Origin of the sequence: Cytobacillus sp. IB215665 (genome assembly GCF_033963835.1) — a bacterium.
Classification (GTDB): domain Bacteria; phylum Bacillota; class Bacilli; order Bacillales; family SM2101; genus Nanhaiella.
This window is the reverse complement of the sequence record NZ_JAXBME010000018.1, coordinates 1-19352: the sequence shown is the minus strand read 5'-3', so window position 1 is coordinate 19352 and position 19352 is coordinate 1. Positions and strand designations below refer to the sequence as shown.

Here is a 19352-nt window from a genome sequence, read left to right as displayed (position 1 = left end):
AATTCCTTTAAATGGTCCTTTTCTCTCTTCTTCTCCCTCTGCTTTTTGAAAAATCCCCCCTTCCTTATATCCAAAAATTAAGTAAGTTATCTATTTGGTGATTTTAATAAGGGGAATTTCATTTACGATGTATATTTTTAAATACTTTTAGCCATAATGGATAACAGATAACCGTTAATTGTTAACCGTAGGAGGTTTAGATACATGGGAAAAATGCAATTTGCTCAAAAAATAGACCCTAACTTAAACGAAAACTTGTCTAATTTAATCGACCAATACGTAGGAGACGGTAGAATCAAAGAAAAAGGTGAAATAGTTAACTTGATGTACGATGATCACTTATCTCTGGAAAATAAGAGGAATCAGTTATCTAACGTTGAAAATGCAGATGATTTAGATGGTCATTTAAGGCGCATTGAGGAGCTATTCAAGCAATCTGCAATATCATATCATTCAAGGTTAGATGTTATGCAAAAAGAGCATAGCGACCAGGTACAACACTTACGGATGAAAATTACAGAGCTGGAAGGTGTAGTAGAAGTTTATAAAAAGCAGTTAACTGAAAAGACCATCGAAATACATGAACTGAATAAGGATAGAGAAAAATTAAGAAAAAAAATATCTAAGTAATAGAAGATATGGGAGAGGGTTTTAAATGATTATCACGGTTGAAAAATGTGGAGATAGCCTTGGTATACGTATACCTAGATATATTGCTGAAGAAATGTCAATTAAGCAGGGTTCTGAAGTAGAATTAATTTCTGATAAGGAGTCTATCATATTAAAACCACAAAAGAAAACATTACCACACTAGGGAACTACTTCTAAATAAAAAGTAACAATTTCAAATTATGATGAAAAATATTATGAACTTAACTTTTAGAGAATTTACTATTATTAAGTTCTTAATTATCAAAGGAGGTCTAAATTAATTGAATAGTGTACGAGATCTTTTAAGTGAATTCTGTAAAAAATTCGATTTGTGTAGAAATGATTTCTCTTATTCTTATTTACCTGCCCCACATAATCCTAATCCCCTTCCAAATGGAGCTGTAGGTATTTACATATTTGAAGTAGATTCGGTATTTTTAAAAGTAGGTAAGGCTGGAATGAAAACGAAAGCACGATTTAACTCAAATCACTATACCAAAAATGGTGGAGATAGCACCTTATTCAATAAAATTCTTTCAAATAAGGAATTTTTAAAAAGGAATCTAACCGATAATGGATTAAAGAAGACAGTGAATGGTCTTGATATAGATAATACAACGGAGTGGATAAAAGAAAATATACATCGACATGAGATTACATTTTTGACAGAGAAAAAGACTACTTTAGACTTATTAGAGGTATTCATGCAATACTATTTGGAGCCTATTTTCGAAGGTAGAATAAGTAATTGAAATCATATTTGACTCCGATAATAACTATTTTAGAAGTGGTTACGCTGTAATGAATATATAGAGCATGTAATAATATTAGTAGAAAAAGAGAGCTTAGAAAACTAAGCTCTCTTAATATTTGAAAAGGAGTGCAATAAGTTTTTTATTGCGCTCCCCTTTTATCATTTGGGTGAAAATCCTCTTATTTATATACTTGCTTCATGACCTTCTCTAATATATTTCGTTGTTCGTCAAATATGTTGTAGTATTTCTTTTTCAAAACATCGAATTCTTCTTTTCCAGCGTGTGTTAATTGATAGAGGTACAGCCGTTGTCTCTTACCTTTAATATGAACTTCTCTAGTTAGAAAGCCATCTTCGGTCATTTGAGCAAGGGTATTTAATAGTGTCGAAGGGGCTGGTGACCATTGTCCGCCAAGAGTTTTAAATTCCTTTTTAAATTGTTCGCTATACATAGTAATTCGTGTCGTTAGCAAAAACATAATATAGAATTTCACAAATTGAGCTGCACTCATGTTTAGTGCAAAGCGTTTAGGTTCATTAGACTTTTCCATATTATCCCTCCTTATGATAATTATATCATAAATCTACTTAGTACTATCTCAGAATATAAAATAATAAGTAGGTTCATAAGATGAAAAAAGGCCTACAAATGACCATTCAAAAAGGGCAACTCTTTAATTAATTAAAAAATCGTATATATTTTCATATTAACTCTTTTATTCTCTAGTTATCTTACATATTTAGCCTTTTTCTAGTTTGACATATTAATTTTAACTTGACCTAAAATCAATATATAGTATTAATTGCTAAATTTATAACACTATATATTGATTAGTGTTTTTTTGTGCCGTATAATGGAAATGCAATCAAATATTGTAGTTTTTTACAATATGTAATAACTATTTTTTTGAATAAAGTTTATAGAAAAACACAAAAAAACACATCTGACTTTTTATTCGACAAATATGTTATGGGTTGTGAGTGGGTATATGTGAAATAATCTAAATATTTTACCACAGCACATTATTTAATTTTTTGTATTCTTGGAAACCAACTAACCCAAGTTTACAAAAAAGCTAACTATTTGTAAACCACAATGTGTATCAAAAGTGATCAAATTCAAATTATGTTCCCTTTCAGTTGGGTATATTTGATATAAGTAAGCTGTATGTGGTAGGTCTTTAAGTTAGGAGGATTGTAGTTTAACAGAGGTATTTATTTATTAATTCGTATCTCTTTAAGAATAGATTATTTTCCATTGCCTCTATTATTAACATAAAACATAGGGGGAATCTTATGAGGCAACTGCAAGACACTTTAGTAAAAAAGGGAAAAAAGGAAGAGCATCTAAAAGAAACACCACCAGGACCACGCACTATTGAAAACCTCACCAAGAATAGTACATCAGAAAACTTCCAAGAGGCTAGAAGAGAGTGGGAATATATAGGTAATATTCCTAACGATGATAAAGAATTTGTAGAGAATTGTGAGCTGTGTAACAGTCACATTTCTAAAGAAAATTGGGTGATAGAAAACATTCATACAAAGATAAAATTGAGGATTGGCTCTGATTGTATTAAAAGATTCATAATCCTTAATGGTACCGAGAATCAGGCTGACAGTGCTGCCTTCTTCAATAGAAAGCAAAAAGAATTAATAATGGAACACGAATTAAGAATTCTCTATAAAGAAGTAATCGAAACATCATCACTCCCAACAGCTAGAGTAGCTAATAAGTTTAAAAGAATGCTTACTGAATACCTTTCTGAAAATGGAAAGAAACGACTTTTAGATACTACTGATGGAATTGAAGAAGCGTTGCGAACTGTATTTAAACAGTCAACTATAAAACCAAGCACTGTTAACGAAATGAACAATCTATTTAATTATCCTAAATACTTTCCTGTTCAGAGAGAAACAAAGAAATACAGGGAATACAAGAAGATTAAAGAAGGAGATACATGGAGAAGGCGGAGCAAAGTTACCGCTAATACACTATCTAAATCAGAAGCGTATAAAACAGACAAATACTGAATTATTAGCATGAATAGCTAAAAAATATTTAAATAAAACCAATAACAAATATTTTTAATATTGGCTCTGTTAAACAATAATGTTGATAAATAATTAAAATGGGAAGGACCTACATTTTGAGGTCCTTTCGTGCTTTTAACCTACTTTTTCGCCACTAATCAAGGCTTTGAAGTAACTTTCAAATATAATGTTATAATCGTATTCATTATCAAGTTCGGTATGCTCAATTGCTAATCTCTCACCACTGTTAAATTCAATGACTTCAAAATAAACCATATTTACTCCGAACATTTCTATCTGTCCTAGACACTTGTTAGGATTATAGTGATGAACAATTACACTTGAATAATCGTTTTTACTTTCTTCGTTAAATATAAGTTTTTCGGTATCTATACCATACTTAGATAGAAAGCTCTTCTTATTTGTAATCCATTCAAAGAAATCTTCTTTCATAATATCCCCCCTATGCCTGTTGGTATTTTGACAATCTTAGCATTATATGGAGTTCTTTTTCTCAAACATCACATGATTTTTTGACACCACGAAGCCAATACTTTCAGCTCAATTTAAACACCTCTCTTGTTTGTGTATTAGGTATTGATCACTTAAGAGAAACCATGCTACAAATTACCATTTAAAAAAGGCACCTATTCAATTAATTAGTGCCTAAGCTAGAATTCTTTTTCAATATGAACCAAGATAAAATCAACTATAAAATATTTCTTAATATCAATCAAACAAGAATGGCATTTGCAGCTTGTTGTCCCAATGGGTTGCTTATTATATTACCATTTGTCATTCCATCCTCATACCAGTATTGAATAGTTTCATAATAATCATCGACTTCGTTTTGTCTTATACCTACTTGCTCTGGTGATCGTATTGCGTTCATTGTTGAAACCATTGTGTCTATATCGATTTCATTATTGTTATACATCTTATTTAAAATCGAACGACACTCATCAACAGATTGTTTCTTTGATTTATTATTTCGTAGTAATGTTAATACATGAGAATATTGATTTTTAATTATAGGCTCAATTATTTCTTTTCTTTCGTTGCCAGTAATTGCTTTAATTTGAATACCAAGTGATCGACCGATATTGTTATATAATAAATGGATATCATTGCTCAATTGGTTTTTATTAAAAAGTATGGCGCCTTCAACATAATTCCTGTACTTTATGAAACCAATATCATTATTATAATGTTGAGGTGCATAGATATCTGGATGAGTTTCTTTTATTTCAGGGAACCCCAATCCAAGAACTTCTATTTTTGATATCTGTTTATCAGATAATCTCCTTTTTCCATCGTTACTCCACATATATAGTTCCTTTTTTATTTCTTTATTCTCATTTGCATGACGGACCACAAATGCTTCGTATAGAAACCCAGCAATAGCAGGCATGGACTGTCCAGCTAGTACAGCCAATCCATCATTCTGAATTCGCAGGACACCTGATGTAATTGCATCATCATTAATTTTATTATAATACAAAAATTTCAAGGCTTCTTTTCTATCCGACTTTGAACAGTCATTTAGTAATGTAAATCTGGTAGGAAGGATTTCCGTTGATAAGATCAGTCCTTTATATTTATTCATTGTATGTGCTCCTTATAAACATTATCAAATTACTCCCTCAGTGCAGTTGGTAAATACCAAGTAATTATTGAAGCCGTTAAGTCTATGGTTATTATCTTTCTTTATTGTACAGGAGGTTTTGGATTTTGATTTTTTTCAGAAGTGCGTCTGTAATAGTTACATACTCTTAACTAGATTTAATATATGTATTCGTTAATTTTTTAAATTCTCCTACTTTTTTTGCTTACTAGAAAAAGTCTTAGGGTTGGCAGGGAAGGCTTGATAGAAAACCAAATTACTCTTTTTTTAAAAAAATAGTAATAGCTTATTAAAATTAAAGAAAGTGGCTGCTATAGTATGTAAAAGCTTAGAAATTAGAAAGGAGGTATAAGCAAATGATTTTAGACATTGATATTGTAACAGCTCCTATCATATTTGGAGGTTTGGCTGTAATTAACTTAGGTGTGAACGTAATTAATAATATGTTCCCAGATTTTTTTCCATCGATAGGAACGTTTATTAGAAGATTTTTTAAAGTGACCCTGGTGCTTATTGTTAAATTACTGAGAGTTTTCAAGAAAGCTAATTGGATCTTTATTACTTTATTATTAATAGTCATAATAGCTCAACTAACGTACATTCAATCAAAACTACTTACTATGTAAAAAAACAATAGTTCCAATTCTTCAGGAATGAAAAATTGGAACTATACATGATTAATTACCTGACGCCTATTTTGTTGTATTATATCTATGTATATAGTTAATGCCTCGGTTAGAGCATTTTCATAGCCCCCAACATTAATATGGACAATCAGTGTTACTAAAGCGCTCTTAGAGGAAATTATCTTTTCACTTACCTACTTATGTTATTAATAAATGCAAAATATAAAAGCCTTTACCCATTAAGGAAAAGACTTTTTGATGTAGGCTGACCAAACCCATCCAGTAACAACTTATGAACCTCCTCTTATAAATGTGTGGACATGACACATAGGATTTGAATTTTTTTATTTTCTCTACTAAACGAACATACTTTCGTATATAATAAGTGCAGAGGTGATACATTTGAAAGATCGTGGAATAATGAAATGGATGCCAGCATTTATACAACCTGAGCATATGAAGATGATGAAAAAAGCTCAAGCCGATTATTATAAGGTACAGCAGCCTGTCTTAGATGAGCATGAGATAGAGGAAATAAATAGTACAATCCTAGAGGCTATGGAGTTTACACAAGAAATGACTGTGACATATTTTGAGAATGGAGCTTTTAAGCCTTGTATGGGGCATATTCATTTTGTGGATCAGCTCAACAAACATATAAGAGTAATGGATAAATTTGAAGAAGTACACCGAATAAAATTCGAGGATATTATTAATGTCCAGATTATATAGTATAGAGAATACAAATATTAACAGTTGCATAATATATAAATACATCAATGATATTTACTCCACGAAAAAACAGCCCTGCAAAGCATGTGGGGCTGTTACTTTAGGTTACTAAAGCTGAATAAGTACACTCTTTTTTGTTCGGATTTAAAAGGAGAAAAGATGCCACGAACGCTAGGTGTACAATCACAGCAAACTTCGTCAATATGGGCAACTATGGTATAATTGGAATACAATAGCGAATTTCTAAGGGTGGTCGGCTTCATTCCCTGAAAGGGGGTGAGGCGTATGACGGTATTTGAAGCGTTGATGTTTGCAGTAGCATTTTGCGGGCTAGTCATTTCGATACTGTCTTTTAATAAAAACGACAACAAATAGACCACCCTTAACGCTTTAGCCGAGCGATTGGTGGTCTATTTTGACTTATCAAGCCGACTCTCTAGAGAATCGTCTATTGTTAGGCCGTTGGTGTTGCTGCACCTTCGGTCTTTCTTATTGTATGCAGTTACTGCTTGTCTATGATTAGAATATCATAATTGTTGGAAAATGTACAATTGATTAGGATTATATGAACCTTTTACTTCGAAATTCTACGTCGTTTTTATATTCTTCCAATCGCTTCACCCAGTCATTTTCATCTAATCCTGGGGGAAGTGTATTCTGCTCTTTTAAATATAATTCCCAAAGCTCATGCTTTGCTATTCGTTGTTCCTTTTTATGTTGTAAGAGGTTTACTAATTCCTGATTGGTTTTTGTTTCTTGTGAAATAATCTCAGCAAATTCAGGTCTTCTATATCGGTTCCATGGTTTTTCTAATTTTACGAATTTGGCTAATTTCCACTTTGGGACATCACCACATGCTAAACTTTCAATCACATCTTCTTGTGACCACATATAATCATCCTCTACATATTAATAGTAATATTTTGCACAACTAAAATACTCGTTATAACTGCTAATATAAATACCTCAATTAACTAATGAGAGTAGAAATACATAAATGTTTATATACGGTCAAATGTACGGTATTCCATAAATGGGATAATTTGATAGAATATTAGATATAACAATAATATGAGGTGGAAATATGGATGAATACATAATCAATAAACAAGGTGCAAAGGTTTACAAAGATTCAAGTAAAAATGAAACGCTCCCCATCCCAACAGTAAGCTCGACAAATGAAAAAGGAGTCGTTTATGAAGTTCTTTCGGCAGGGATACTTGGGGATCAAGGAAGAATCCCTATTGTAACTATTAAAGGTGATAATGAAAATAAAGCATATATATTGCCATTGGATTTGTACGCATGGGTAGAAGGATTGATGATGAACAAAAAGGCCGATGTTTCTTTATTGCCTTGTAAGGTAGAGTTTGGATGCCTTTCAGGAAGGTATTATGCAGAAATGCTTTAATAATTAATAGGCGCTTATGAGAGCATCTATTTTTTGCATAAAATTCTCGCATAAATCTTTTAAAACATACTAGTAGGAATATAAGCTTTCTTGTCGAATTGGGATTATATATCCATTTATGAAAAGGAGCTGATACGAATGATTGATCCAGGTGGAGGTACAAGACCAAAGGATCCAGGAGGCGGCAGACCTATTATTACAGATCCAGGTGTTGGTGGAGGGCACCATTTAGATCCGGGTGGTGGAATACCTACCCATGCTACGTTGTAGATAATTGCGTCAATACATCACAGCCAGCTGCAGTTGGTGCACTGTAAAAGGAGTGAATATGTTAATGAGTTCTGATAGACCACTCCCACCAGGAACAAAATAAAAAGGAGCTGTGTTGCTACAGCCCTTTTTTTATTTTAATTCAACTCCATATACGTAACACATCAAATTCTTCTACTATAGCAACATTCTCTACAAGAAAGAAAGGTTCCGCTTTTTCAAATAAGAAAAATTGGAACCTTAGCACTCTATGGCCAGAGAGTGCCTATCAGGTATAGGTGAAACCTGATTAATAGTATTTTTCTCTAGACCATCCTAATTATTCAAACTAATTAATCGTTGACTACTTTTATAATATCCTTCATGAATTCTTTGTTTAATCTTTTTTCCTCTTCTTCCAACCTTTTAATTGTTCCAGGAGTATATACTTTTTGAGCAATTTTCAACTTTTTATCATTGAGAAAACAAATTAACATATCATCAAGTTCTGTGAAGCATATGTTTTCTTCAAGTAATATTCGTTTCAATCTTTTTTCTGTCTTTTTGCCGACCTTTTTTAAATCAACAACAAACTCGCTATTTTTTTGATGGTATTTCACTAGGGAATCGTATATATCACAAAATAGGTATTCAGCTTTAGAAAGCAAAGCACTTCCTCCTTTTAATAAGAGTCTGTGCTTATTATTTCCATTAAATCCAATATATAATTATTGGATAATCTATTATTGTAAGTAAAATGAAATACTTTCTAATTTCAAATTGAAGTGTCTATTCATATTCAAGAGGTGTTAAATCAACACTTAATCATCAAATCAGGTAGTAGTTATATTATTTATCGTTTATTGAGAAATAATTAATATAACATCTACAGATCCGTGGTCCTCTGTATTGTTGTCATTCTCAACCGCTACTGGGTTCGGTATCTTTCTATTCGGATCATATACAAAAAAGATAATAGTCCCATTTTCTACATCTTTATGTTTTTTATAATGTCTAATATCAGTAGTAATTTGTGATTCAAGTTTAGCTCTTGTAATATCCATTTTTAATTCAACAGCAATTTTTTCCCTTTTTAAAATAAAGTCAATTAAAGAATATTTACCACCATTACTAGTAGTCGGTTCTTCTGGTAGAAAATCATCAAAATGCATAGAAAGTATCGCTCCAAAATAGAACTGTAAATCATATTCATTTCGAATTGTGACAGATTCAACATTAGCTTTTCCGTGTGGGTTACGTTGAATGGAATTAGCGAAATGTTTGAAATTACGACAAATATTAATAATTGACTCAAGAGTTTGGTTTTGAGAAGAAGTATTTAATAATCTGCTTTGTTCCATATATTTACCTTGATTTATTTCTTTAATAATTTCTTTTAGTGCAATCAACTGATTATTAATTCTTCTCGCAGCTTTAGAGCTAGCTTTTACTATATATGGTACTCGGAAACTACCAGTAATTTCATTTATTTTACTAGTCTCCAAAAATTGTTGGAGAACAGTGTTGTTACTAAACAAGTCGTTTATTACGCTATTATTGACCTCACTCCAAATATCAATTTCAAGATCCAAGTAAGGTAATGTCTTTCTTCCACCTGGTTTTAGGTCTTCTAATAAATTTTCACCTTCTCTTTGAAGTGCATATAACCTTGTTAATGTTTCTTCTTTTGTTTGTACTAAATAACAGTCCATTGCATTCTCCTCTTTACATTCTTGTGGTATATTGTATCGGTTCATGGTTAGTTTTTTAGCAGCCTCTAATTCTTTTGTTCTGAATGCTCCTTTTCATAACGATCAATGATCAATTTCTTTAAATCATTCCACAATTCTAATGTTTCATTTATTTCTATTTCAATGGTATTTGTACTTGGCGTATTCCAGTTATTTATTCGTTGTTGAACAGAAACTTCAGTTGTTTTATCCCACATCGAAACGTAAAAAGTTGTTATGCTAGGATTTGGATCTGCGATATTTGCTATAATCTCTGTTACTTCATCCAGTCTATTTAAAAATAAGTGAAATAACTCTCGATTTTTCCCATCATAAAATGGACCTTTCCTCCTATCCCAATGAGAATATAAATGATCAAATAATATAGCCCAGCCATCATGTACTGTATTTAATTGCGATGTTTGTTTGTCTATTTTTTTTAAATTCACAATGATGTGATTTATCTTCATCATTTCCTCATACTCATTCTTTGTTACTCCATATTTCAACTCCACAACAACTTGATCATTGTTTAGCTGTTCTTCCTCATTTTTCCCATGGTTAAGCTGTTTTTCCTCAACTAGGTCTTTGTTATAATTTTCTTTTAATCCATATAGTAGAATTACCAACCCTAAACCTATAATAGTAGAACCATCTCCAATAGATTGAGTAAATAAAAAGTCTAAATTCCATCTAAAAACCGCAATAATTATGATAGTACCAAAGAGGATAAGAGCAATTAATAGTACTCTGTTAGCATATTTTTTATGTTTAGCTATCACTAATAAATCTGAAAAGCTAATTAGAGCAGCAATAATAGATATAAGAGTAACTACACTACCTGATACTTCGATTCCTGCACTTCTAATGAATCCAATGATAATAAATACTACACCCAGACTTATAACAACAACAGCAGATTTGTTTTTCATCCTATATACCATTTCTTTCTTAATTTTTTCAATGAATATATTACCGCAACGATCAGCTATTCAAAGGACCCTTTTAAGTCATCACCATAAAATAGCCCCTCTTTATTACCGAAATCAACCGTGTAAGAAGTTTTTTCACCACTATTGACCTTTACAATAACACCTTTTTTTCCTGCATATTCACTTAAATAATAGTAGTCCTCAATATCTGTTGATTGCTTCTTGGGTGTATTTACTTCAACCTGCTGATTCAAGCTGAAACGTGGTTCTTTCTCTGTTTGAGGTTCTTCATCTATCACATCAAACATGTCAAGTTGCTCCAACTTTCAACCCTCCTCTTCTCCCCACACTTTCTTTAATGCTTCAACTGATACCTCTTCCATTGTCTTTCCTTCTTGCTCCGCTTTTTCTCGGATAAATTGCTTCATTTTTGAAGGAATGTAAATCGTTAGCGGTTCAAGATCACTATCTATTAATATACCACTAGGTTCTTCAAATACCTTCCCACTTACTACATGCTGTTGTAACAGCTGCATAAACTCATGATGCTTTCCTTCTATATATAGTGGTTTGACTTCAACATTAATGTAGTTATGATCCACGGTTAATCGAACATTCTTTGGTCCAGTTGATTGATAAAATGCTTCAATTATAGAATATATATTGGAACGTACATCATAGGGCTTCATGAAACGAAATGTTGCATAACCTTTTTTCGTACTGTAAGCCTTATCTTCAAACGTGATACTAGATTCAAAGCCTTCATCAATGGCTTCTTGTATACTCATAGCTACACCATCTTGAGAAATGATCTTCCCTTCGTCTCCATCTACCTCCATTAAACGAGCATTTATATTTGTTTCAGGGTTAATGAAGGATTGAAACAACAAGTAACCTTGTTCAGATACGAATTGTTTCTTTTCACGTTGAGTAAGATAGCGCGCGTAAAAATCTGACGAGAGGAATTGTTCTAGATCCTCTTCTGCTATGAAGTATTGCTCTTTTCCACGGTGCTCTAACTTTTTGGCTGGTATCGTTCCATCGTAGATGAATGACATTAATGTAGGATACTTTAGGTTGATTCGTTTTGAAGCTTCAAATGTAGAAATCCCTGGTTTCTTTAATTCAGCCTTTAACTTTTCTACTTCTTCCCTTTTAAAGATTTTGGTTCTCCGCATCTTCCATTTTGAATGATCGTATACAGGAGTGAGCTTCCCCTCTTTCACATACTTGTAAATCGTTGCTGTTCCCCGTCCTAAATATTCAGCAACTTGTTGAGTCGTAAGATGCTCAGATTTATTTTCTTCTAACATATCTCAATCACATCCTTTTTATAATGTTAATATACCATAACTTAAGGTATTAAATATATGTAATATAGCATACTTATATTATAATATGTATTTAATATATCATCAATTTAAAACTAATATAGTAAATAATAATAAATAAAATAGAAAAATTTATGTAATTACTAATAGTGCAACAAATGGAGGTTTTTTTGCACATATGATTCATATACTTATTAATCTGTTATAATTAATATAGATATATATAGTTATAGATAATTAGATTTATAAATGACCGTTTATTAGAAGATTAATAGATTTATAGAAAATAAATTGTTGAGGTGATTAGATATGTTAGTTTCAAGTCAAGAAAATCAATTAATGTTACAAGATGAAAATAGAGATACACTTCATGAATTAATACATAAATTGTCAGACACATCTTTTTATCCAACATTAGAGAAAAAAATAGACCTTGCAGAAAAAGAAAATCAAAATTCATGCCATGACTTTTCCGATTATGAAATGATTTACTATTATTGTCATGAACAAAAAAATGTAGACGAAAAGAAAAATCGTTCTTCAGGTACTCGCCAGGAATATTTGAGAGAGCTGCTTACATTCGCAACAAACATGGTGAAGTATGCCAGTGAAATTGATGTAGATATAGCTGATGTGAAAGATGAATCGTTGTTTAAAAGCTTGGAACCAAGACATATCAAACGGTATCAAGACTGGATGATTCATAAAGCACCTGCACTTCAAGGGAAAGAGAAGTATTCAGCAGCAACCATTGCACGAAAAACTTCTATTATAAGAAGCTTCTTGAAATTTTTATATCAAAACCAATATTTAAACGCTGATTTAACGACAAGGCTTCAGTCAGCAACTGTTAGTGTAGATGAAAGACCAAATAGAGATCTGGGACCAACAGAAGCACTGGAGTTATTAGATTTCTTTAAACAGGAGCAACACCCAATTCTGTTTGGTATTCTACATGTATTAATCACTACAGGAATCAGGAATTCTGAATTATGTTCAGCCCGTGTTTGTGATGTTCATTATGATGGTACACGAGGAGAGTATTATTTGCGCATTCATGGGAAAGGAAATAAGAAAAGAACTGTACCATTAAAGAAAAAGGTGTTTGAAAGCATTGTGGAATTTCGTAGCATAAGAGGATTTGATACCTCATTGGATTCTAAAGATGAATCTCCCCTCTTTATGACAAGTGGCGGAAAAGCTTACAGCAATACTTACTTATCTCGTTACATTAATAAGGCAGTGACTAGAACTGAATTAGATTTTGTGATTAATCGTCCGAATCCTATCAGCCCTCATACATTCCGTCACTGTTATGCGATTATTTCTTATCATAGTGGAGCTGATATTTATAAAATAATGCGTTCACTTGGTCATGAAAAAATCGAGACAACGATGATTTATTTACAGAAGGAATTTGAGAAGGAAGACAACGCGGTGCATTTGTGGGATCAAGGGTTATTAGCTGAGTATGTTTAAAATGCAAATTGATATTATAATTAAACCACTTTTTAGAAATACTAATAAAAAACGAAGGTCCACCCACAGTTTTAGCTCCCTATAGATAACGGCTAGGATATGATCGAAACAACCGTGATCTGTGACGTTTGCGGGTTATAGTTCCCTATAGATAATGGCTAGGATATGATCGTAGTATAATAAAGGTGTAAGATAAATCGGTTATAGTTCCCTATAGATAATGGCTAGGATATGATAAGTGAGGGTATTGGATGGAAGGACAAGTAGTTATAGTTCCCTATAGATAATGGCTAGGATATGATGATCCTAACAATAAAAAAGCTAAAGTGATGGTTATAGTTCCCTATAGATAATGGCTAGGATATGATACGTGTGCCAGAAATGCCTATTTATTAACTTTTTGGATGGTTTTCTTTTCGAAAAAATAATTTTTTTGCTTGTGATTTTCAATAGTTTTTTGTCTTTTTTTAAAAAACACATCAACAACATTTAAACTTATTCTTTAAGATGAAAATAAAAACACAAAGAGGAACCTTGTACATGATATATACAAGGTTTTTCTTTTACTATGCTCGTTTTTTATTAAAGGGCATTCTTTTCTCACCATTTACTTTTGAAATACTTCTACCTAAACTGTCTACTTGGTATTTTTCAATCAATTGTAAGGTTTTTGAACCTAGACCCTCTGCTCTCAAAGATCTATCATGACTTTCTATGGTTATCCCAGCCGTGCCAGTATGAATTGATCTATAATAACCCAACATTTCTGTGAGTTGTATTTTCTCTGAGCCCATTGTTTTTGCTTTTATCGTTCTTGATTTACTTGGTACAACTTTTATGAGGTCATTTGGATATAAACTAAATTGAAATGTGTAGCTTTCATCAATAATAGGCCACTCATTATATGGTTTATTAGCCGCAATCGCCCTATTAGGTAGTTTGGTTTTAATCACATCACTTTTATAAATAGGTACAAAAAAGTATTTATTGTCTTTCAAAAATACATCACTTCTCACTATTTCACTATTGAATACGACTCCATTGCCATTATGAACGGATTGAACTATGTTTCTTTCTTCAATTATCTTTACTGACTTGATGATAGGTCCCGGTGCTCCTGACTTGGTGGGTTTTCTAAGCTCCTCTTCAAATGCTTTAGCGGGCTTATTATCATACTCCAATAACCGTTGCTTTATGGCATTGTATGTATAAGGGTCACTCTCCCTACCAAACATATTAAAGTTCCCATTTTTGTCTAACTTAATTTTTGAAAGTGGCGTTTTAACACATGTCAATTCAATCCCTTTTTCGCTTTTTCCAATATGTTTTCTCACTTTCTCTAAATGAGCTAATCCTGTTACCGATCTATTAGGACGTCTTGAAACAAAGATTGGCTGTAATTTATCTAAGTCTACATCAGAATAAGAATCCAACTGCATTTTCTTTAGAATTTCACCAGGATTCTTCGATAATCGAGCAGTTAATTCTGCACTAAAATGTTTCCATGGTCGTGGGAAATACTGAGCCTTACGACCTTTCAGTTTATTGGTTTCTTTATCTTGATAATAACGAGTGATTTTTTGGATGTTTTCGACAGTAATTAGTGCAATAATTACCGCATCAACAGCATGGTGTAGATCACTTTTATCTCTATCCTTGTTAAATCCCCATCGACTTCTTAAAACAGAGGTGAATTTTCCCTTAATTGTATGTATTTCAACTTTAGGGTCATCTCCAGAGTTTGTATGTAAATGATTTTTCAAAAAATTAGCCAAATATTTAGAAATTCCTTGTGTATCATGTAAATTACGCCTTAAAAACTCATTTTTTTCTTGCTCAGTAAAATGTTCTTTTAACAACTTATCTTTTTTATAAGAACTAATTTTACTATTTTGTACCCTTTCTTCAAAGGCATTCCATCTCTGCTCGTCATGTCCAAAATATTCAAAAGGGAGCTTATTTCCTTTCTGCATATTTTCATCTTTCAAACATACGACTTTATTTACATAAGAATCATCAAAGCTTCTGCTGAAGGGAATTATATGATCAGTATCTATATCACTAGAGATTAGCTGTTCTTCTAGTATTTCTTTATTTGTATATATACAACGCTTATTTTGTTCTTCCCATAATTTATATTTAACGATATCGTACCTTTTGGGATCACCAATCCCGTATTTTAACAATTTCTTTTTGGCTTTTTCATTCTTCTCTTGATTAGCTTTGTTTTTCTCTTGTATTTTCTTTCTTTCCTCAAAGGTTTTCTTTAACTCACGAGCTGTTTCTATATAAATAGCATGCGGAAGTCCATAAATTTGTATAATATTATTAATGATTTGTCTTGATTGTGATAAGGATCGCTTAATTACTGGGTTAGTAATATCTTTACCAATGAGAGGTAGTTTACCTGTAAATCCCTTGTTCTTACGCTCGCCTTGAAAGTTATAACCTGCTTTTTCACACGCTTTGTCATAAGTGAAACCTTCTTCTAAGAAAGGAGTTATTTTCTTTATAGCTTTCATCGATAAGTTACCAAACTTGCTAAAACTTAGCGTAGATAATGCATCTATTAATTGTTGATCATATTTTGTATTTGAAATATTTCGCTGGTATTTACCTTTACTATTTTTGTAACGATTATATAGATAATCTTCTATGTCTGTCTCATTTTTAAACATGGTAAGAGCATAGCTGAAGGTATCTAAATCTTGGTCAGTAAAGTTCTCGTAACCATTGATGATAATGAGAGCATCCTTCAATTTATGATATTCGCTTAACTTAATTAACTCAGTTGACTCTGCAGATGGTAATATAGCATTAAAATGTACAGAAGGATCTAGGGATAATAAAGTCCGAATATCACTATATGTCACTTTTTTTTCTTGTAAAGCCAGCTGAAGAACCTTTTTTCTTTCTTCAGTATTAAGCCCTCTCATTTCTGTTGAACTGATTATTCTAATTTCATTGATGGATTTTAATGCAATATATTTTTGAGAAGAGAAACATGCTTTTGGTGCTCGTTTTTCATTTGTTTCTAATGTACATTGACCTACCATTTTTTTAATTTGTTCTTTTGAGCTAAATGGACGTTGAGATGCCCAAATATTTATATATTTTTTCTCAAATTCAACTGAAGCATGTGTATTACCTAAGCTACGCTGCTTCTTAAAGATATGTATAATTTCATTTTGGAGATCTTCTCTTCCTACAGTACACACATAATTATTTGGTTTATTTCGTTTTTGTTTTGAAAACTTATCATCAAGAGTCATCATTTCGGATACAGTTCGGTACTTTTTATTGTTCATTATTTCTTTATTTTCATTGAGGTTAGATAGTATAGGCTTGTTTTTGTTGTCTTTGTCTTTTTCTGTGTTTGAGGATAGCTCTTTTCTATTTGATTTAAAACCTCTCCTTTTAGCTAAGTGTATTAATACTCGTGTGAATTCCTCGTTGGTAAGTAATCTATCCAAAGCTTCTGTTCTTAACTGCCAAACACTCTTATCAAATGGAAGTTTGTATAAAGCTTCTATTTTATTTGCTGGGTATAAACCTGTGCGCGCAATTAGTTTTTTGACCCTCTCTAAACGATGCCTTCTTCTACTGATCGTTCTTCTGGTAGATCGAGCTTTTCTTCTAGCAGCAGTAATTGATTCGCCATCTTCTTTTTCTGCTTTTGGAAAAATCCTGACACCTAAATCCTCTATACGGTTTTTATCAAGATTAATAACAGCCCACCCACAGGACGAAATACCAACATCAATACCAATTGAGTACTTCATATATATCTCCTTTCTATATGTAGAAACTAAATTAGACCAAAACAAAGAAAATTAACAATAAAATTGGGGAGACCTTCTTTTTAATAAAAGAAGGTAGGCGATCCCCTACGCCACGAGTCTCATTTGAGCTCTTATTATAGCAACCTATAGATATTGACTAAGATATGATAGGTATAGTGTTCTCGAAAATACTGGTGTTACTCATGGTAAAATTATGTAATTAAAAAAATGTTTAAATTATCATAATCCCTAAAGATATTGGCTAAGATATGATATGTAAGCTGAAAACCTTGTAACAGCAACACTTTTAGGGTTTTTTATTGTAAATAAATGAAGTTTTGGCACGTGAATTTTGATGATTTCATTTGTTTTTTCAAAAATGACACTTGAATGAAATATGTCAAACAGTCATAATTTTTTTGATTTACCTTATGCATAAGTAAAAAGCCTACCCAATTAATAACGGTAGGCTTTGTAACGCATATTTATTAACCAGTTGGAAATGGAGCGTCGGTACTTAACTTACCACCAGTAGGTGCTGGATCATCACCACTTAATAGTTTACCGCCTGTCGGAGCTGTACCATCACCACTTCTAGCGCGATCTCCAGTTGGGACTGTCTCACCATTTACCTGACGATAGCCACCTGGTCTAGGTGTATCATCACCGCTAGCAAATCTCATAGTATCACCTCGCACGTTCTTGTTACATTAATCAATTCTATATATTTGAAAAAAGTCCTTTAAAATCAAAAGGCCTACCTTATTGGAATGAAGTTTGATCAAAAAGATTCCACAAATATGAGAAGTGATTGGGATATAGGAATTCTTAGGTGCTATTTGTCAACTTCCTCAACACCTCTTGTCAAACGCTCATTTATTCGACGAGTTAACCGATACTTTAAACCCGCTTTCCAAAAACGTTGACTACCTTCTTTAGATGCCCCATTCGTTTTTTGAGCATATGGGTATTCAACAAACATATCATCTAGTTCTACTACGTCAAAAATCTTTACGTCTTTTCCTTTAAGGAATTCGCCAGTTTCTTTCCGTTTCTTTCTGACACTGGATAAAACGGTGTTTAAAAACTTGATGTGTTCTTCATCTTTCCTCTGTGTTTCTGCATCCATATATTTTTTCTCAAGAATGTGGATTTCTAGATCAAGATAGATCTTCTCAACAATTGTGTCTAATATATCCTCTGGTATACTTGCTCTCATATACAACATCTCCAAACAAATGTTCTTCTGGTATTGTATCAACTGTATAATCTTTTGGCAATTTGTTCTACACAACACTTCCATGATTTTTTTGTTGCACAAATTATGATTTAAGTCCCTTGTATTAAAAAAAGCCTACCTGTATAGATAGACTCAATCTGCTGTCTGTTCTGCTATACGTTTCAAGGCTTTGTTAATACACTCTCTTTTATTATGACCGTTTTCGTTTCTTGTATGTTCGTTATGCGTAGCCATGACAGAACCCCATGAACCATTCTCGAAACCAATAATAGTGACTTCTATATTCCCATTTCTTTTATCGGGAATATAAAGAATTTCAAATTTGTCGCCAACTTCCATACACAGCCCACCTTTCGTTTGGAAAAGGAATTCTTCTACAAGAGCAATATTCCTTGTGAACATTTAGTGTCTAAAAAAGCCTATCCAATGGATAGACTTTAATACTTTGACTTTATTATCCGCCTGTGGGTATTGTGTCATCACCGCTTTAAGAACGTTGACCACCTGGTACTGTTTCGTCACCACTAATAAAATTCATCATAACACCTCGCAAAATGTAGTAAAAACAATTTATACCTAATCTCCAAGAACAGGATCATCAGCACTCCCTATATCGGGATCAATCTGAGGTCAATTGGCACTGGACGGAGACTTCTTTCGGGAAAACGTTAAATTCACCTCTTAATGAAACTGTATCAGTAAGTTTTCATCATCTTCTTATACTCTCTACCAAAGCTAAATCCTCTGATGTAATATCTCCATTCTTTACTGCCCATC

General features: G+C 32.4%; 23 protein-coding genes and 1 CRISPR repeat array. Of the genes, 10 read left to right on the top strand and 13 right to left on the bottom strand.

Annotation, left to right across the window (positions count from 1 at the left end; translation table 11 throughout):
- Nucleotides 1-204: 204 nt before the first annotated feature.
- From SLH52_RS18430 to SLH52_RS18420, 3 genes are all read left to right on the top strand, one after another.
- The gene (locus SLH52_RS18430) at nt 205-630 is read left to right on the top strand and encodes a hypothetical protein (protein WP_320210726.1); all 426 of its coding nucleotides are present in this window, start codon (nt 205-207) and stop codon (nt 628-630) included.
- 25 nt (nt 631-655) lie between these two features.
- Nucleotides 656-814, top strand: coding sequence for an AbrB/MazE/SpoVT family DNA-binding domain-containing protein (locus tag SLH52_RS18425; protein WP_320210725.1), 159 nt, complete (start codon nt 656-658; stop codon nt 812-814).
- 118 nt (nt 815-932) lie between these two features.
- Nucleotides 933-1403: a hypothetical protein gene (locus SLH52_RS18420; RefSeq protein ID WP_320210724.1), complete on the top strand. Its 471-nt coding sequence runs from the start codon at nt 933-935 to the stop codon at nt 1401-1403.
- A gap of 181 nt (nt 1404-1584) precedes the next feature.
- Here the strand turns inward: SLH52_RS18420 and SLH52_RS18415 are convergent, their stop codons facing one another.
- Complete coding sequence (locus tag SLH52_RS18415; protein ID WP_320210723.1) at nt 1585-1956, bottom strand: PadR family transcriptional regulator; 372 nt, start codon at nt 1954-1956, stop codon at nt 1585-1587.
- 745 nt (nt 1957-2701) lie between these two features.
- Between SLH52_RS18415 and SLH52_RS18410 the strand changes: the two genes are divergently transcribed.
- On the top strand, nt 2702-3439 hold the full coding sequence (locus tag SLH52_RS18410; RefSeq protein ID WP_320210722.1) for a hypothetical protein: 738 nt from the start codon (nt 2702-2704) through the stop codon (nt 3437-3439).
- 135 nt (nt 3440-3574) lie between these two features.
- On the opposite strand, the gene SLH52_RS18405 is transcribed toward SLH52_RS18410, so the two are convergent.
- Both SLH52_RS18405 and SLH52_RS18400 read right to left on the bottom strand, forming a co-directional pair.
- Complete coding sequence (locus SLH52_RS18405; RefSeq protein WP_320210721.1) at nt 3575-3892, bottom strand: hypothetical protein; 318 nt, start codon at nt 3890-3892, stop codon at nt 3575-3577.
- 280 nt (nt 3893-4172) lie between these two features.
- The gene (locus SLH52_RS18400; RefSeq protein ID WP_320210720.1) at nt 4173-5045 is read right to left on the bottom strand and encodes a hypothetical protein; all 873 of its coding nucleotides are present in this window, start codon (nt 5043-5045) and stop codon (nt 4173-4175) included.
- Between the two features lie 374 nt (nt 5046-5419).
- Between SLH52_RS18400 and SLH52_RS18395 the strand changes: the two genes are divergently transcribed.
- The 3 genes from SLH52_RS18395 to SLH52_RS18385 all read left to right on the top strand — a co-directional run bounded on the left by SLH52_RS18395 (nt 5420) and on the right by SLH52_RS18385 (nt 6796).
- Nucleotides 5420-5689 carry a hypothetical protein gene (locus SLH52_RS18395; RefSeq protein WP_320210719.1) on the top strand — a complete coding sequence of 90 codons (270 nt, stop codon included), beginning with the start codon at nt 5420-5422 and terminating at the stop codon, nt 5687-5689.
- Between the two features lie 402 nt (nt 5690-6091).
- Nucleotides 6092-6421 (top strand): YolD-like family protein, encoded by a 330-nt coding sequence (locus SLH52_RS18390; RefSeq protein ID WP_320210718.1) that lies wholly within the window; start codon nt 6092-6094, stop codon nt 6419-6421.
- 285 nt (nt 6422-6706) lie between these two features.
- Complete coding sequence (locus SLH52_RS18385) at nt 6707-6796, top strand: putative holin-like toxin (RefSeq protein ID WP_320210717.1); 90 nt, start codon at nt 6707-6709, stop codon at nt 6794-6796.
- A gap of 186 nt (nt 6797-6982) precedes the next feature.
- Here the strand turns inward: SLH52_RS18385 and SLH52_RS18380 are convergent, their stop codons facing one another.
- The gene (locus tag SLH52_RS18380; RefSeq protein WP_320210716.1) at nt 6983-7312 is read right to left on the bottom strand and encodes a hypothetical protein; all 330 of its coding nucleotides are present in this window, start codon (nt 7310-7312) and stop codon (nt 6983-6985) included.
- 193 nt (nt 7313-7505) lie between these two features.
- Here SLH52_RS18380 and SLH52_RS18375 point away from each other — a divergent pair, with 193 nt between their 5' ends.
- Both SLH52_RS18375 and SLH52_RS18370 read left to right on the top strand, forming a co-directional pair.
- Nucleotides 7506-7832: a hypothetical protein gene (locus SLH52_RS18375; protein WP_320210715.1), complete on the top strand. Its 327-nt coding sequence runs from the start codon at nt 7506-7508 to the stop codon at nt 7830-7832.
- A 138-nt stretch (nt 7833-7970) separates the two neighbouring features.
- Nucleotides 7971-8102 carry a hypothetical protein gene (locus tag SLH52_RS18370; RefSeq protein WP_320210714.1) on the top strand — a complete coding sequence of 44 codons (132 nt, stop codon included), beginning with the start codon at nt 7971-7973 and terminating at the stop codon, nt 8100-8102.
- A gap of 332 nt (nt 8103-8434) precedes the next feature.
- Here the strand turns inward: SLH52_RS18370 and SLH52_RS18365 are convergent, their stop codons facing one another.
- From SLH52_RS18365 to SLH52_RS18345, 5 genes are all read right to left on the bottom strand, one after another.
- On the bottom strand, nt 8435-8749 hold the full coding sequence (locus tag SLH52_RS18365) for a hypothetical protein (RefSeq protein WP_320210713.1): 315 nt from the start codon (nt 8747-8749) through the stop codon (nt 8435-8437).
- A 192-nt stretch (nt 8750-8941) separates the two neighbouring features.
- Nucleotides 8942-9793: a hypothetical protein gene (locus SLH52_RS18360; RefSeq protein WP_320210712.1), complete on the bottom strand. Its 852-nt coding sequence runs from the start codon at nt 9791-9793 to the stop codon at nt 8942-8944.
- 65 nt (nt 9794-9858) lie between these two features.
- Nucleotides 9859-10743, bottom strand: coding sequence for an APC family permease (locus SLH52_RS18355; protein ID WP_320210711.1), 885 nt, complete (start codon nt 10741-10743; stop codon nt 9859-9861).
- Nucleotides 10744-10799: 56 nt separating this feature from the next.
- Nucleotides 10800-11066, bottom strand: a complete 267-nt coding sequence (locus SLH52_RS18350) for a hypothetical protein (protein ID WP_320210710.1) — start codon at nt 11064-11066, stop codon at nt 10800-10802.
- Between the two features lie 3 nt (nt 11067-11069).
- Nucleotides 11070-12056, bottom strand: coding sequence for a helix-turn-helix domain-containing protein (locus SLH52_RS18345; protein WP_320210709.1), 987 nt, complete (start codon nt 12054-12056; stop codon nt 11070-11072).
- Between the two features lie 327 nt (nt 12057-12383).
- On the opposite strand from SLH52_RS18345, the gene SLH52_RS18340 reads away from it, so the two are divergent.
- A complete protein-coding gene (locus SLH52_RS18340; RefSeq protein WP_320210708.1) occupies nt 12384-13553 on the top strand; it encodes a tyrosine-type recombinase/integrase in 1170 nt (389 codons plus the stop codon).
- A gap of 68 nt (nt 13554-13621) precedes the next feature.
- Nucleotides 13622-13921: a CRISPR direct-repeat array (repeat unit 36 nt; unit sequence GTTATAGTTCCCTATAGATAATGGCTAGGATATGAT).
- A gap of 198 nt (nt 13922-14119) precedes the next feature.
- Here the strand turns inward: SLH52_RS18340 and cas9 are convergent.
- From cas9 to SLH52_RS18320, 4 genes are all read right to left on the bottom strand, one after another.
- Complete coding sequence (cas9, locus tag SLH52_RS18335; protein WP_320210707.1) at nt 14120-17335, bottom strand: type II CRISPR RNA-guided endonuclease Cas9; 3216 nt, start codon at nt 17333-17335, stop codon at nt 14120-14122.
- A gap of 488 nt (nt 17336-17823) precedes the next feature.
- A complete protein-coding gene (locus SLH52_RS18330) occupies nt 17824-18018 on the bottom strand; it encodes a hypothetical protein (RefSeq protein WP_320210706.1) in 195 nt (64 codons plus the stop codon).
- 152 nt (nt 18019-18170) lie between these two features.
- Complete coding sequence (locus tag SLH52_RS18325) at nt 18171-18554, bottom strand: hypothetical protein (protein WP_320210705.1); 384 nt, start codon at nt 18552-18554, stop codon at nt 18171-18173.
- 153 nt (nt 18555-18707) lie between these two features.
- Nucleotides 18708-18914 carry a hypothetical protein gene (locus tag SLH52_RS18320; RefSeq protein WP_320210704.1) on the bottom strand — a complete coding sequence of 69 codons (207 nt, stop codon included), beginning with the start codon at nt 18912-18914 and terminating at the stop codon, nt 18708-18710.
- Between the last annotated feature and the right edge of the window lie 438 nt (nt 18915-19352).